Here is a 13,137-nt window from a genome sequence, read left to right on the forward strand (position 1 = left end):
CGCCGGTGCAGAGCCGCATCGGCCGACGGAGGTGGAATCGGATGGCCCAGCAGGTCAAGGCAGTCATCGCGCGCGCCAAGGGCGCGCCCGTGGAGGTGACCACGATCGTGGTGCCGGACCCGGGGCCGGGCGAGGCGGTGGTCAAAATCCAGGCCTGCGGGGTCTGCCACACCGACCTCCACTACCGCGAGGGCGGCATCAACGACGAGTTCCCGTTCCTGCTCGGGCACGAGGCGGCGGGCGTCGTCGAGTCGGTCGGCGAGGGCGTCACCGAGGTCGAGCCGGGCGACTTCGTCGTCCTCAACTGGCGTGCGGTGTGCGGCCAGTGTCGCGCCTGCCGGCGCGGCCGCGCGCAGTACTGCTTCAACACCCACAACGCCGAGCAGAAGATGACGCTGCTGGACGGCACCGAGCTGTCCCCGGCGCTGGGGATCGGCGCGTTCGCCGAGAAGACCCTCGTCGCGGCCGGCCAGTGCACCAAGGTCGACCCGGCGGTCTCGCCGGCCGTCGCCGGCCTGCTGGGCTGCGGTGTGATGGCGGGCATCGGCGCCGCCATCAACACCGGGGGCGTCGGCCGCGGCGACTCGGTCGCGGTGATCGGCTGCGGCGGCGTCGGCGGCGCGGCCGTGATGGGCTCGCGGCTGGCGGGCGCGTCGAAGATCATCGCCGTCGACATCGACGACCGCAAGCTGGAGACGGCCCGCAGGCTCGGCGCCACCCACACCGTCAACTCCCGCAGCACCGACCCGGTCGAGGCGATCCGGGAGCTGACCGGCGGCAACGGCGCGGACGTGGTGGTCGAGGCGGTCGGCCGCCCGGAGACGTACAAGCAGGCCTTCTACGCCCGCGACCTGGCCGGCACCGTCGTCCTGGTCGGCGTGCCCACGCCGGAGATGACGCTGGAGCTCCCGCTGCTCGACGTGTTCGGCCGCGGCGGCGCGCTGAAGTCCTCCTGGTACGGCGACTGCCTGCCCTCGCGGGACTTCCCGATGCTGATCGACCTCCACCTCCAGGGCCGCCTGGACCTCGGCGCGTTCGTCACCGAGACCATCGAACTCGACGCGGTGGAGCAGGCGTTCGAGCGCATGCACCAGGGCGACGTGCTCCGTTCGGTCGTGGTCCTGTGAACGCGCGGATCGACCGGCTGGTGACGGCCGGGACCTTCGAACTCGACGGCGGCAGCTGGGAGGTGGAGAACAACGTCTGGATCGTCGGCGACGACGAGCAGGCGGTGGTGATCGACGCCGCGCACGACGCCGACGCGATCGAGGCCGCGCTCGGCGGGCGCCGGCTGCTGGCGATCGTCTCCACCCACGCGCACAACGACCACATCGACGCCGCCCCGGCCCTCGCCGCCCGCACCGGCGCGCCGATCCTGCTGCACCCGGACGACCTGCCGCTGTGGAAGCTCACCCACCCCGAGCGCCTCCCGGACGGCGAACTCGCCGACGGGCAGCGGATCGAGGTGGCCGGCACCGAGCTGACCGTCCTGCACACCCCGGGCCACGCCCCGGGCGCGGTCTGCCTGTACGCGCCGGAGCTCGGCACCGTCTTCACCGGCGACACCCTGTTCCACGGGGGCCCGGGCGCGACCGGCCGGTCGTTCTCGCACTTCCCGACGATCATCGACTCGATCCGCGAGCGGCTGCTGTCGCTCCCGGCCGAGACGGTGGTCCGCACCGGCCACGGCGACCCGACCACCATCGGCGCCGAGGCCCCGGCCCTGCCGGACTGGATCGCCCGCGGGCACTGACCGCGAACGGCCCCCGGAGCACGCCGCGTGCTCCGGGGGCCGTAGCATCGCGATCATGGCCCATGATCCCCGCGACCTCGACGACGCCTTCCTCGCCTTCTGGCGCGAGCGTCACATCGCCACCCTGACCACCGCTCGCCCGGACGGCTCGCCGCACGTGGTGCCGGTCGGCGTGACGTACCAGCCGGAGACCGGGACGGCCCGGGTGATCACCAGCCGCACCAGCCGCAAGGCGCGCAACGTGGCGGCGGCCGGCCCGCAGGGCCTGCGGGTCGCGGTCTGCCAGGTGGACCGGGCCCGCTGGTCGACCCTGGAGGGCGTGGCCGTCGTCCGGGACGAGCCCGAGCAGGTCGCCGACGCCGAGCGGCGCTACACCGAGCGCTACCGCGAACCCCGGGCGAACCCGGACCGGGTGGTCATCGAGATCGCCGTCGACCGCGTCCTCGGCCGGCCCTGAGAGCCCTGCTCCCGGGCTTCCTCACGCGTGGCTCGCGCCCATCCTGAGCGCGAGCTCGCGGGCGTGGTCGGCCGCCGCCGGGCCCCGGCCGGCGTCGGGCGCCTCGGAGAGGAAGACGAGCGCCAGCATCAGCGCGGCGTCCAGCCGGCCCACGACCAGGCACGGATCGTCGTCGGCCGGGGCGGTCGCCGTCCTCGCGTACCCGCTGCGGACCGCCGCCGGGTCGAGGCCGTTCTCCGGGTACCGGGCGTACTCGACGAGCCGGCCGAACTCCACGGCCGGGGGCCCGAGCAGGGCGTTCGACCAGTCCAGCAGGGCGACCGCCCGCCCCTGGTGGCGGCGGATGTTGTCGCTGCGCACGTCGAGGTGCAGCAGGCTGTCCTCGGTGCAGCCGGTGAGGTGGCCGGCGACCAGGGAAGCGGCCGGCGGCTCGGGCCAGTCGTCGACGCGGCGGCCGATCTCGGCCCAGCGGCGCCCGATGCGTGCGGCGATCGCCGCCGCCGTGCTGGTTCCCTCCGCCGCGACGGGCCTCAGCTGCGGCGGCGGCACCCGGTGGAGCCGCGCGAGGAGGTGACCCAGCTCGAAGGAGTCGAGGTCCGAGCCGTCGTCGGGGACGTAGGCGGACAGCAGCACGTCGGGGGCGGCCGGGTCGTCCGCCAGGACGAGCTCCCTCGGCTGCGCGACCGGCAGGCCGTGGGCGGCCAGGTGCTTCGCGATGACGTACTCCTGCCGGAGCAGGGTCCGGGTGTCCACGTGGGGGTCGTTGGCGTTCGACTCGAACCGCTGGCGTGCGAGCCGCACCGCGACGGGCTGGCCGTCCCGCGCCTGCGCCCGGAACACGGAGAACTCCAGGCCCTTGCCGACGAGTTCCAGGCCGCTCAGGCCCCACCGCTCGGCCAGGTCGTCCAATGCGGCGAATCGCTCACTCATGTGCACCTTCGGGGTTTCGCGGTCGCAGGTCGGCCTGCGTCTTTCACCACCAGTGTGAAGGCGCCGGGCGGGCACGTCAGGCGTTCACCGGAGATGGCGCGGGACGACGAGGGATGGCGCAGGTGCGGCCCCTGCCCGGCTCAGCCCCGGTTGTGGTCGCCGGCCGCGCCGTCGAGGAGTTCGCGCAGGATGTCCACGTGGCCCGCGTGCCGCGTGGTCTCCGTCACCATGTGGATGAGCACCCAGCGCAGCGAGACGGCGTCGCCGAACCAGGCCTTGCCCAGGTCGTCGAGGTCGAGTTCGCCGATCACCTGGTCGGCGGCGGCGCGGGCGCGGGCGTAGAACGCCAGGACGTCCTCGGTGGACTCGTGCGGCTCCACCCTCATGTCGGAGGTCTCGTCGGCCTCCAGGTCGAAGGGCAGGGGCCCCGTCTCGCGGCCGAACGCCTCGCAGAACCAGCCCAGCTCGGCACCCCCCAGGTGCTTGACCAGGCCCAGCAGGTTCGTCCCCGACGGGGTCATCGGCCGCCGCAGCTGCTCGTCGTCCAGGCCGTCGAGCTTCCACAGCACCGCGTCGCGGTGCCGGTCGAGGGCGACGTGCAGACTGTCCTTCTCAGCACCGGTGAACGGTACGCGCTTCATCATGGGCGGACCGTACCAGCCGTCACCGACAGTGCCGCCGGGCCGGTGGCCGGGCCCCGTCCGGTCACGCCTGCGCGCGGAACGGGGCCGTCCGCCCGGGGTGGCGCCGCGTCAGGCGGAGCGGTGGTAGGAGGTGAGCGAGATCCGGACCGGGCCGTCGTCGGCGGCCGTGGCGAGGATGCGGACGATGGCGATGTCCTGGCCGCCCTGGGCGCGGACGCAGAAGCTGCGGTCGGTGCGCAGGGCGTTGAAGGGCAGGGTGGAGACCGGTTGGGTCTCGACGCCCTTGACGCAGTCGGGGAGGGTGAGCCGGCCGGTCGGCGCGACGTAGGCGTCGCTGTCCTCGGGGATGTAGAACTCGCCGGCGTGGCGGCCCAGGTACCAGGTGGAGGCGTCCTGGGCGGTGACCTTCCCGGCCTTGAGGTCGAACTCGTAGCTGGGGTCGGGGGAGGTGAGTTCGAGGTTGGTGTGGACGGCGGTGTACCCGGGGGCCGTCGTGGCGGCGGTGGTGGCCGGGGCGGTGGCGGACGGGGCGGTGGCGGCGCCGGCGGACGGGGCGAGGCCGGCGGCGACGTTCTGGTCGTCGAGGTCGTCGAGGTACTCGGGATCGAGCAGGACGAACGCGGCCGCGGCGCCGACGAGGAGGGCGGCGGTGGTCAGGAGCACGGTGCGGGTGCGGGTGTGCCGGCGGGCGGGGGCGGCGGGCTCGGGTCTGTCGGGGGCCGGTTGCAGCCGGGTGGGCGACGGGGCGGGGAGGCCGAGCCTGGTCGGGGCGTCGGCCGCGGCCCGGGCCGGGGAGAGGACGGTGGCGGGTGTGGCGGGCGTGGTCGGCAGGTCGCTGTGGCGGCGGATCGCGCTGCTGACCTGCTGGGGCAGCCAGTCGTCCGAGAAACGGAGTTCGCCGCCGGTGGCGGGGTGCCGGCGGGCGGCCTCGATCAGCTGGGCGGTGCCCGGCCGGTCCTCGGGGCGCTTGGCCAGGCAGAGCCGGACCAGTTCGTGCAGTCCGGGCGGCAGGTGGGAGAGGTCGGGCTCCTCGTGCACCGCCCGGTACAGCGAGGCGGGCTCGGGCCCGTCGCCGAAGGGGGGAGTGCCGGAGCCGACGTAGGCGATCAGGGCGCCCAGCGCGAAGACGTCGGTGGCCGGGGCGGCGGACAGGCCGAGGGCCTGTTCGGGGGCCATGAAGCCGGGCGAGCCGATCCGCAGGCCGATGCCGGTGAGCGGGCTGGCGTCGGCGGCCCGGGCGATGCCGAAGTCGATGACGCGGGGGCCGTCGGCGGCGACGAGGACGTTGCCGGGCTTGAGGTCGCGGTGGACGACGCCCGCCGCGTGGATCGCCTGGAGGGCCTCGGCGATGCCGGCGAGGAGCAGCAGGACGGTCCGTTCGGGCAGCGGTCCGTAGTGGTGGACGACCTGCTGGAGGGAGGGGCCGGGCACGAAGGTGGTGGCCAGCCAGGGAGTGGCGGCGTCGGTGCCCGCGTCGACCACCTGGGCGGTGTAGAGGCCGTGGATGCGCCGGGCGCTGGCGACCTCCTGGGCGAAGCGGTGCCGGAACTCGGGGTCCTCGGCGAGTTCGGGCCGGACGACCTTGAGCGCGACCGGCCGCCCGCCGGGGGTGTAGGCCAGGTAGACGAGGCCCATGCCGCCCGCGCCGAGCCGCGCGCAGAGGCGGTAGCCGCCGACCTCGCGGGGGTCGTCCGGGGACAGCGCCTGGAACGCCGTGGGCGACGGGGCGCCGAAGGGCTCTGCGGTCATGCTGGCTCCCAGCGGGTCGTGCGGGTGGGACGGGGGAGTGGCGGAGCGGGGCAAGGCAAGGGCAGGACGGGGCAAGGCAGGACGGGGCAAGGCGCGGGCGCGGCGGCCGGTCGGGCCGGGGCCCGGGCGGACGTCGGCGTCGTGAAGCGCACCGGATCATACCCCGACTGGGATTTCAGTCAGGAGCAGGGTCCTCCGATCGGTCGGCGCCCCCTCCGGGTAAGGTGATTCCTTGTGGCTGACCGTCGAACCTTGATCATGGAAGCGGCTGCGCGGGTCATCGCCCGGCGCGGCGTCCGCGGGCTGCGCGTGGAGGAACTGGCGGCGGAGGCGGGTGTTTCGACCGCGCTGATCTACTACCACTTCAAGGACCGCGCGGGGATCCTCCGCGCGACGCTGGAGTTCATCAACGACCGGGCCGAGCGCTACACGACGGAGCGCGCGGCGGACGCGCCGCCGCTGGACGCCCGGGGCGAGCTGGAGCAGACGCTGCTGCTGGAGCTCCAGGACACCCCCGAGGTGCGGGAGAACAGCACGGCCTGGGGCGAGCTGCGGGCGAGTGCGGTGTTCGACCCCGAGCTGCGGGAGGACCTGGCCCGGGCCACCCTCGTCTGGGTCCAGGAGGTCGCCGAGCTGCTCGGGCAGGTGCGGCCGATGAACGGGGCCGCCGCCCTGGCGGCCTCGGCCGAGCGGCTGACCGCGCTGCTGGAGGGGCTGAGTGTCCGTTGGCTCAGCGGCAGCCTGCCGGTGGCGCACGCGCGCGAGCTGATGGCCGGCGCGATCGAGGCTGAAGTGGAGCGACTGCGCGGGTAGCGCGCGTCGCGTTCCGGCCCCGGGCGAGGCGGCCCGGGGCCTTCTCGCGTGCCGGGGCCTTTCTGTGCCGGGTCCTTTTCCGTGCCGGGCCTTTTCCGCATGGGGAAAGGCCCGGCAGCTTCGCGACGTGGAGCTTGACTGAAAATTCAGTCAATGCCAGAGTTGCGGCTGCGGGGCCACCGGTCACTCGGTGGGCAATACTTGATTTGGAGATCCGTCATGAGCAACACCCACGGTGACAACCGCTCCCTGTTCGGCCGCCTCTTCGGGGCCCCGCCCCCGCACCAGGCGGAGCACGGGCTGCCGTACGCCGGCGAGGCCGGGCTCCCGCAGTGGTGGGTGGACCGCGACGACGTCCCGCACGCCCGCACCTGGATGTCCTGGCCGTCCCGCAAGTCCGTCTGGGGTCGGCAGCTGGCGGGTGTCCAGCAGGACATCGCGCTCATCGCCCGGACCATCGCCCGCTTCGAGCCGGTGGTCATGTGCGCCCCGGACGACTACAGCGTCCGGGAGGCCCAGTCCCTGTGCGGACCCGCCGTCACCGTGACGGACGCCGTCCCCACCGACGACCTCTGGATGCGGGACACCGCCCCGGTGTTCCGGCGCGACGGCTACGGCCGGCTCGACGCCGTCGGCCTCAACTTCAACGGTTGGGGCGGCAAGCAGACCCACCGGGACGACGCCGAGGTCGCGCGCGGCATCGCCGAGATGCTCCGACTCCCCTTCTCCTACGCGGAGTTCGTCGGCGAGGGCGGCTCGGTCGAGACCGACGGCGACGGCACCCTGATGGCCACCGAGAGCAGCCTGGTCAACAAGAACCGCAACCGGGGCATGAGCCGGGACGAGATCGAGGAGGCCGTCCTGGAGGTGTACGGCGCGGACAAGATGATCTGGGTCCCCGGGATCAAGGGCCAGGACATCACCGACGACCACATCGACGTCACCTCCCGGTTCGTCCGGCCGGGCGTCGTCCTGGTGCAACTGCCCCCGGCGGACCGCCACGACGTCTGGGCCCGGGACGCCCGGGAGCAGTTCGACATCCTCTCCCGGGCCACCGACGCCAGGGGCCGCCGGCTCCAGGTGATCCGGGTGGACGGCCCCGACACCGTCCGCTCGCGCGACTCGAAGTTCGTCGACTCGTACCTGAACTTCCACGTCGTCAACGGGGGCGTGATCGCCGCCCAGTTCGGCGACGTGTACAAGGACGAGGCCGCCCGGCGCACCCTCGCCGAGGCCTTCCCCGGGCGCGAGGTCGTCCAGCTCGACGTCGACCGCCTGATGGCCGGGGGCGGCGGCATCCACTGCTCCACGATGCAGGAACCGCTGCCTTAGGGCCTGTCCGGTCGACCGGGCCCAGCAGATTTTGAAGACGCGCCCTAGGCGCGCCAGCCCGCGATCTCCGTGCCGATCGCCTCGCCGAGCAGGCTGCGCGCGCGGTCGAGCGGCAGCGAGCCGCTCAGCCACCGGATGGAGAGGCCCTCCAGGAGCGCGGTGAGGCGTTCGGCGGAGGCGGCGTGCGCGGGCGCGGTGCCGAACGGGTGGGCGCGGCCGAGCAGGCCGGCGATCTCGTGCACCCAGGTGTGGGTGGCCCTGGCCAGGTCCTCGCGGAGGCGGGACTCGAAGACCGCGCTCGCCCGCAACTCGCCCCAGGCGGTGCTGTTCTCGCGGACCTCGGTGGAGTCCTGGAGTTCCAGCAGCAGGGCCTGGGCCAGTTCGCTCCAGGGGTCGTCCGTGGGCGCCCCGGGCTCCGGTTCGGCGGTGTAGCGGTCGGCCCGTTCGCCGATGAACTCCAGGGTCTCGCGGAGGATCCCGGCGCGGTCGGTGAAGTGGTAGTAGATCAGCGAGGTCGACACCCCGGCCTCGGCCGCCAGTTCCCCCACCCGCAGTCCGCGTACGCCGCGTCGCGCGATGAGTCGTGTGGCCGCTCTCAGTATCTCTGTTCGACGGTCTGGCATGGTGGTCCACTGTACTCGAAATATTGACTGAACTTTTAGTCTGGCTTGAGAGGCGCCCACCCCGCCCTCCCGGCCCGGCGGATCGCCCGATTCGCCCGATCGGCGCCGCGCGGGCTCGCCGACGGACCCGCCGGCCACCCCTACTGTCGGATATCGCCCGCTTCGGGGTGGAATCCGTGTCGACGAGGGGACCTGCCATGAGAGAACCCGCCCTGTCCCGCCGGGCCGTGCTGCGCTCCGGGGCGGCCGCGGCCGTGGCCGCGATGGTGGAAGGCTGCGGTTCGTCGGGGGCCTCGTCCCCGAAGGACGAGCCGACCACGGCCGCCGGCACGGGCACGGGCGGAGCCGCGAGCCCCGCGGCGTCGTACGCCATGCCGGCCGAATGGCGCCCCCACACCAGGACGTTCATGGCCTGGCCGGCCCTCGATTCGGTGTGGGGCGACCAACTGCCCGCCGTCCGCCAGGACATCGCGCACGTCGCGCAGGCTGTCGCCCGGTTCGAACCGGTGGTGCTGATGGCCCGCCAGGACCAGAGCGCCGCGGCCCGGCAGCTGTGCGGCTCCAGCGTCGAGGTCCTCGACCTGGCGGTGGACGACCTGTGGGCCCGCGACACCGGCCCGACCTTCGTCACCGGCCCGGCAGGACTGGCCGGCGTCGACCTCAACTTCAACGGCTGGGGCGGCAAACAGACCCACGACAACGACGCCAAGGTCGCCCGGTACCTCCTCGACCACTACAGGATCCGGCGCATCCAGGCGCCGATCACCGGCGAGGGCGGCGCGATCGAGGTCGACGGCGAGGGCACCCTGATGGCCACCGAGAGCTCGTGGGTCAACGCGAACCGCAACCCGGGCACGAGCCGCGACCAGATCGAGGGGGCCCTGAAGGAGCTGTTCGGCGTCCAGAAGGTCATCTGGTTCGCCGGCGTGGCCGGGCAGGACATCACCGACTGCCACATCGACGCCCTGGCCCGGTTCGCGGAGCCGGGCGTGGTCGTCATCCACCGCCCCGGCCCGGACACCCCGCCGGACATCTGGTCCCGCGCCTCCGACCAGGCCTTGCAGGTGCTCGGCTCCACCACCGACGCCAAGGGCCGCAAGCCGCGGATCGTGGAACTCGCCGAACCCGACCTCACCGGGCAGCCGGACCGGGGCAAGGACTTCCTGGCCACCTACCTCAACTACTACGTCGTCAACGGGGCCGTGATCATGCCCCAGTTCGGGGACAAGGCCTCCGACGACCGGGCGGCGGGCGTGCTGGCCGACCTCCACCCCGGCCGCGAGATCGTCCCGGTGAGCATCAACGCCATCGCGGCCGGCGGTGGCGGCATCCACTGCTCGACCCAACAGCAGCCCGAGGCCGCCGCCGGGGCCTCCGGCGGCTCCTCGGGCCCGGCCTGACCGACCGGCCGGGCCCGAGGAGCCGGGCCGGACCGATCGGCCGGGCCTGACCGACTGTGCCGCGCCGAGCCCGGAAGCCGGGGCGGCGCGGCGCGGCCGATCGGGCCGTTTCCGGACGGTCAGCCCGTGATCGGCCGGCTGTCCAGGCGGATGTGGTCGACCGCCCAGTACCAGTTGTTGCCCGCGTCGTACATCCGGAACTTCAGCGTCACCGCCTGCGCCCCCGCCGGGACGGTGAGGCGGCGGGTGACGAGGGTGTTCTGGACGTCCTTGCCGGCGTTGTCGTTGCCGGTGGCGTCGGCGCTGTAGAACACCAGGCGGGTCTCCGTGCCGTTGTCGAACACGGCCGTGACGGACGCCTTCTGCGGGGCCTCCTGCCGGTAGTGGGAGTCGAAGGCCAGGTACAGCGTGTCGGCGCCGGCCGGGAGGCGGACGGCGGGGGAGACGAGTGTGGAGTCGAAGACGCCCTTGCGGGAGGGGGAGCCGGTGTCGTCCCAGTCGTCCGGGTCGGCGACGGCGAGGACGCCCAGGCCGCGGGTGAAGTTGCCGCGGTCCTGCCCGGCCGGGGTGGACCACTCGCGCTTGGTGTGGAAGGTCCAGCCCTGGAGACGGACGGTGCCCTGCGGCATGCCGGGGGCGTTGACCACCGACCAGCCCTGCGGCGCCCGGGCCGTCCAGCCGAGCACGCCGTCCTGCGGCTGGAGCGCGCCGGCCAGCGACTCGAAGTCCTCGCCCAGCAGGTGGCCGGCCATCACGGGGGCGGGGCGGGCGGCGAGTTCGCCGTCGGCGATCGCGAAGCGGTCGCCGGCCAGCGCCCGGGCGGTGACCAGGATCCGGTGGGTGGCGCCGTCCGGCAGCTGGGCGGGCGGGGTGACCTCCCAGACGGCGGTGGCGGTGGCGCCGGCGGCGAGCGCGGCGGGCGGCGCGGTGACGGCGGTGACCGTCCAGCCCGGCGGGACGACGGGCTGCGCCTCGACGGCGGTGAGCGCGGCGCCGGCGGTGAGCACGGCCGAGACCCGGGCCGGGCGGCCGGGCAGCAGGACGGGCTCGTCGATGGTGCCGGAGGCGGCCCCGAGGGCGACGTCCACGGCGAGCGGGTCGGCCAGGCCCAGGGCCGGGTCGGTGACCGTCCGGTCGTCCCAGGGGAAGCGGCCGGCGATCCGACGGCGGAAGGTGAGGTCCCCGCGGACGGCCACCGCGACGTCGTACCAGCCCTCGGGCCGGACGGCGAGGTTGACGGTCCGGTCGTCGCCGGCCGCGACCCGCACCTCGCGCAGCCCGTCGCCGTAGGCGAGGTCGCCGACCAGGAAGGTCTGGGCGGTGCGCGAGCGGTTGATCACGTCGACTTCGAGGACCTTGCCGTTGCGCTCCTCCGACAGCGACACCTCGTACGTGCCGGCGGCGTCGCCGCGCAGGTGCCACAGCGCGCCGTTGGGGCCGTGGACGCGCAGGTCGTAGCCCTCCGGGCCGACCGTCCAGACGTCGGAGAGCCGGCTCTTCGCGCCGACGGTGTAGTGCCGGGGCGCGCCGCCCGGTGCCGGGTAGACGGCGAACACCGCGCCCTGGCGGCCCTGGTTGACCAGGTCGAGGGTGAGCTCGCCGCCCTTCAGCCGGGGCTTGACCAGCAGGTCGTAGGGCGCCGGGCGGGCTGAGCGGGTGCCGCGCTGCTGCTGCGGGAAGGCCTGCGGGCTGGGCACGGTGGGGGCGGGGAGCTTGCCGGTGTCGACCACCTTCTGCCGGTTGCCGCTGGTGTCGGGCAGCTGCGGCCAGGCCGGGTTGCGGCCGGAGAAGTCGAAGACGTTGGTGAGGTCGCCGCAGACGGTGCGCCGCCACGGGCTGATGTTGGGCTCCTGGACGCCGAAGCGCTGCTCCAGGAAGCGCAGCACCGAGGTGTGGTCGTAGACGGTGGAGTCGACGACCCCGCCGCGGGTCCACGGCGAGACCACGACCATCGGCACCCGCACGCCCAGGCCCATCGGGTACGGGCCGGAGACCAGGGTCTCGCCGGCCGGCAGGGTGTCGGACCAGGCGAGCGAGCCGTCCGCGGCCTTGACCCGGTACTTGCCGTCCTGACCGACGACCCGGTGGTAGGTGGCGGAGCCCTTGCTGACGCGGACGACGACCTCGCCGTCCACCGGCACGGTCGACTTGCCGCGCCCGGTGGCCAGCGGCGGGACGGGCGGCAGCTGGTGGTCGAAGAAGCCGCCGTGCTCGTCGTAGTTGAGGATGAAGACGGTCTTCTGCCACACCTCGGGCTTCGCCGCCAGGGCGGCGAGCAGCCGGGCGGTGAGGTGCTCGCCGTTCGGCGGCGCGTAGTTGGCGTGCTCGGAGAGCGCGGCCGGGGCGACGATCCAGGACACCTGCGGCAGCTGGTCGGCCTGGACGTCGGCGGCGAAGGCGTCGACCAGGGCGTCGCCCATCGCGAACGGGTCGTTCTTCTTCGCCGGGTCGCCGACGGCCCGCATGCCGCGCTCGTACAGCGGCTCGCCGGGCTTGGCCTTGACGAAGGGGGCGAACCAGGCGAGCGCGTTGTCGTCGAAGTTGTCCAGCGCCTGGTAGGTCTTCCAGCTGACGCCGGCCCGCTCAAGGCGCTCGGCGTAGGTGGTCCACTCGTAGCCGCCGGGGATCTCGGTGTTGTCGGTCACCGGGGTGTCCCGTACGGTGCCGCCGCTGGTCCCGGTCATCAGGTGGTCGCGGTTGGTATTGGTGTTGCACTGGACGGACGCGTAGTAGGCGTCACAGGTGGTGAACACCGAGGCGAGCGCGTGGTAGAAGGGCATGTCGGCGCTCTCGTAGTAGCCCTGGCCGAGCCAGCCGCCGGAGCGGCGGGTGACCGAGCCGTCGGCGAGGCCGTCGTTCCAGGCCTTCATGGAGTCCACGAAGCCGAAGGCGGGCGCGCCCTGCTGGTAGGCGCTGGTGTGCGCGGCGTTCATCGGGAATGGCAGCAGGTGGCCCTCCTTGCGGCCCGGGTCGGGCTGGTGGAACACCGAGCGCCCGTTGACCCCGCGCACCGCCGTCCGGTCGCCGAAGCCGCGGACGCCCGCCAGGGTGCCGAAGTAGTGGTCGAACGCGCGGTTCTCCTGCATCAGCACCACGACGTGCTGGATGTCCGCCAGCCGCCCGGGCTTGGCCGGCGCGGCGAGCGCCTGCTGGACGCTGATCGGGAGGGCGGACAGCACGGCGGCCGCCGCCGCGCCGCCGAGCAGGCTGCGGCGCGACAGTTCGGGCATCGGACTCATCGGGTGGGGCTCCTTGCTGACGGGCGCCGGACCATCGGTTCGACCCGGACCAGTCACGTTTCTAAGCGACCGAGGTGACCGGGGCCGGGGAGTTCGATGACGATCCGATGGCCGCCAAGGGGCCCGGAGCTGTACAGACAACTTGTCGGCCTGTCGGGCGGTGCGGGAGCCACCGTCAAGTCCGCGCCGGGGAAGCC

11 protein-coding genes are annotated in these 13,137 nt (G+C 73.7%); 6 read left to right on the forward strand and 5 right to left on the reverse strand.

What is annotated here, in order from left to right; all coding sequences use genetic code 11:
• The first annotated feature begins 41 nt into the window (after positions 1-41).
• Genes ACFWPT_RS13595 through ACFWPT_RS13605 form a run of 3 tightly spaced genes read left to right on the forward strand, consistent with a single transcriptional unit; the run spans position 42 to position 2,210 of the window.
• Positions 42-1,127 (forward strand): S-(hydroxymethyl)mycothiol dehydrogenase, encoded by a 1,086-nt coding sequence (locus ACFWPT_RS13595; protein ID WP_380370031.1) that lies wholly within the window; start codon positions 42-44, stop codon positions 1,125-1,127.
• A complete protein-coding gene (locus ACFWPT_RS13600; RefSeq protein WP_063350533.1) occupies positions 1,124-1,753 on the forward strand; it encodes an MBL fold metallo-hydrolase in 630 nt (209 codons plus the stop codon). Before ACFWPT_RS13595 ends, ACFWPT_RS13600 begins: the two co-directional genes overlap by 4 nt.
• Before the next feature lie 55 nt (positions 1,754-1,808).
• The gene (locus ACFWPT_RS13605) at positions 1,809-2,210 is read left to right on the forward strand and encodes a pyridoxamine 5'-phosphate oxidase family protein (RefSeq protein ID WP_063350534.1); all 402 of its coding nucleotides are present in this window, start codon (positions 1,809-1,811) and stop codon (positions 2,208-2,210) included.
• A 21-nt stretch (positions 2,211-2,231) separates the two neighbouring features.
• Here the strand turns inward: ACFWPT_RS13605 and ACFWPT_RS13610 are convergent, their stop codons facing one another.
• The 3 genes from ACFWPT_RS13610 to ACFWPT_RS13620 form a co-directional block, all read right to left on the reverse strand.
• Complete coding sequence (locus ACFWPT_RS13610; RefSeq protein WP_380481803.1) at positions 2,232-3,140, reverse strand: phosphotransferase family protein; 909 nt, start codon at positions 3,138-3,140, stop codon at positions 2,232-2,234.
• A 140-nt stretch (positions 3,141-3,280) separates the two neighbouring features.
• Positions 3,281-3,784, reverse strand: coding sequence for a DinB family protein (locus ACFWPT_RS13615; RefSeq protein WP_380370024.1), 504 nt, complete (start codon positions 3,782-3,784; stop codon positions 3,281-3,283).
• A 108-nt stretch (positions 3,785-3,892) separates the two neighbouring features.
• On the reverse strand, positions 3,893-5,533 hold the full coding sequence (locus ACFWPT_RS13620; protein WP_380481805.1) for a serine/threonine-protein kinase: 1,641 nt from the start codon (positions 5,531-5,533) through the stop codon (positions 3,893-3,895).
• 258 nt (positions 5,534-5,791) lie between these two features.
• Between ACFWPT_RS13620 and ACFWPT_RS13625 the strand changes: the two genes are divergently transcribed.
• Together ACFWPT_RS13625 and ACFWPT_RS13630 are read left to right on the forward strand one after the other, a co-directional pair.
• Complete coding sequence (locus ACFWPT_RS13625) at positions 5,792-6,346, forward strand: TetR/AcrR family transcriptional regulator (protein WP_063350538.1); 555 nt, start codon at positions 5,792-5,794, stop codon at positions 6,344-6,346.
• Between the two features lie 219 nt (positions 6,347-6,565).
• Positions 6,566-7,678, forward strand: coding sequence for an agmatine/peptidylarginine deiminase (locus tag ACFWPT_RS13630; protein ID WP_380481807.1), 1,113 nt, complete (start codon positions 6,566-6,568; stop codon positions 7,676-7,678).
• A gap of 44 nt (positions 7,679-7,722) precedes the next feature.
• Here the strand turns inward: ACFWPT_RS13630 and ACFWPT_RS13635 are convergent, their stop codons facing one another.
• Positions 7,723-8,301 carry a TetR/AcrR family transcriptional regulator gene (locus ACFWPT_RS13635; RefSeq protein ID WP_380481809.1) on the reverse strand — a complete coding sequence of 193 codons (579 nt, stop codon included), beginning with the start codon at positions 8,299-8,301 and terminating at the stop codon, positions 7,723-7,725.
• Between the two features lie 197 nt (positions 8,302-8,498).
• Here ACFWPT_RS13635 and ACFWPT_RS13640 point away from each other — a divergent pair, with 197 nt between their 5' ends.
• Positions 8,499-9,701 carry an agmatine deiminase family protein gene (locus tag ACFWPT_RS13640; RefSeq protein WP_380481811.1) on the forward strand — a complete coding sequence of 401 codons (1,203 nt, stop codon included), beginning with the start codon at positions 8,499-8,501 and terminating at the stop codon, positions 9,699-9,701.
• A gap of 119 nt (positions 9,702-9,820) precedes the next feature.
• Here ACFWPT_RS13640 and ACFWPT_RS13645 read toward each other — a convergent pair whose 3' ends face one another.
• On the reverse strand, positions 9,821-12,940 hold the full coding sequence (locus tag ACFWPT_RS13645; protein WP_380481813.1) for a phosphocholine-specific phospholipase C: 3,120 nt from the start codon (positions 12,938-12,940) through the stop codon (positions 9,821-9,823).
• Positions 12,941-13,137 lie beyond the last annotated feature (197 nt).

The organism is Kitasatospora sp. NPDC058478 (assembly GCF_042720345.1).
In the GTDB taxonomy this organism is placed as follows: Bacteria; Actinomycetota; Actinomycetes; order Streptomycetales; family Streptomycetaceae; genus Kitasatospora.

Excerpts from the sequence above, each read along its gene's own strand:
- ACFWPT_RS13610 (WP_380481803.1), bottom strand. The coding sequence starts at position 3,140 with ATGAGTGAGCGATTCGCCGCATTGGACGACCTGGCCGAGCGGTGGGGC.
- ACFWPT_RS13625 (WP_063350538.1), top strand. The coding sequence starts at position 5,792 with ATGGAAGCGGCTGCGCGGGTCATCGCCCGGCGCGGCGTCCGCGGGCTG.
- ACFWPT_RS13620 (WP_380481805.1), bottom strand. The coding sequence starts at position 5,533 with ATGACCGCAGAGCCCTTCGGCGCCCCGTCGCCCACGGCGTTCCAGGCG.
- ACFWPT_RS13605 (WP_063350534.1), top strand. The coding sequence starts at position 1,809 with ATGGCCCATGATCCCCGCGACCTCGACGACGCCTTCCTCGCCTTCTGG.
- ACFWPT_RS13640 (WP_380481811.1), top strand. The coding sequence starts at position 8,499 with ATGAGAGAACCCGCCCTGTCCCGCCGGGCCGTGCTGCGCTCCGGGGCG.
- ACFWPT_RS13615 (WP_380370024.1), bottom strand. The coding sequence starts at position 3,784 with ATGATGAAGCGCGTACCGTTCACCGGTGCTGAGAAGGACAGTCTGCAC.
- ACFWPT_RS13595 (WP_380370031.1), top strand. The coding sequence starts at position 42 with ATGGCCCAGCAGGTCAAGGCAGTCATCGCGCGCGCCAAGGGCGCGCCC.
- ACFWPT_RS13635 (WP_380481809.1), bottom strand. The coding sequence starts at position 8,301 with ATGCCAGACCGTCGAACAGAGATACTGAGAGCGGCCACACGACTCATC.
- ACFWPT_RS13645 (WP_380481813.1), bottom strand. The coding sequence starts at position 12,940 with ATGAGTCCGATGCCCGAACTGTCGCGCCGCAGCCTGCTCGGCGGCGCG.
- ACFWPT_RS13630 (WP_380481807.1), top strand. The coding sequence starts at position 6,566 with ATGAGCAACACCCACGGTGACAACCGCTCCCTGTTCGGCCGCCTCTTC.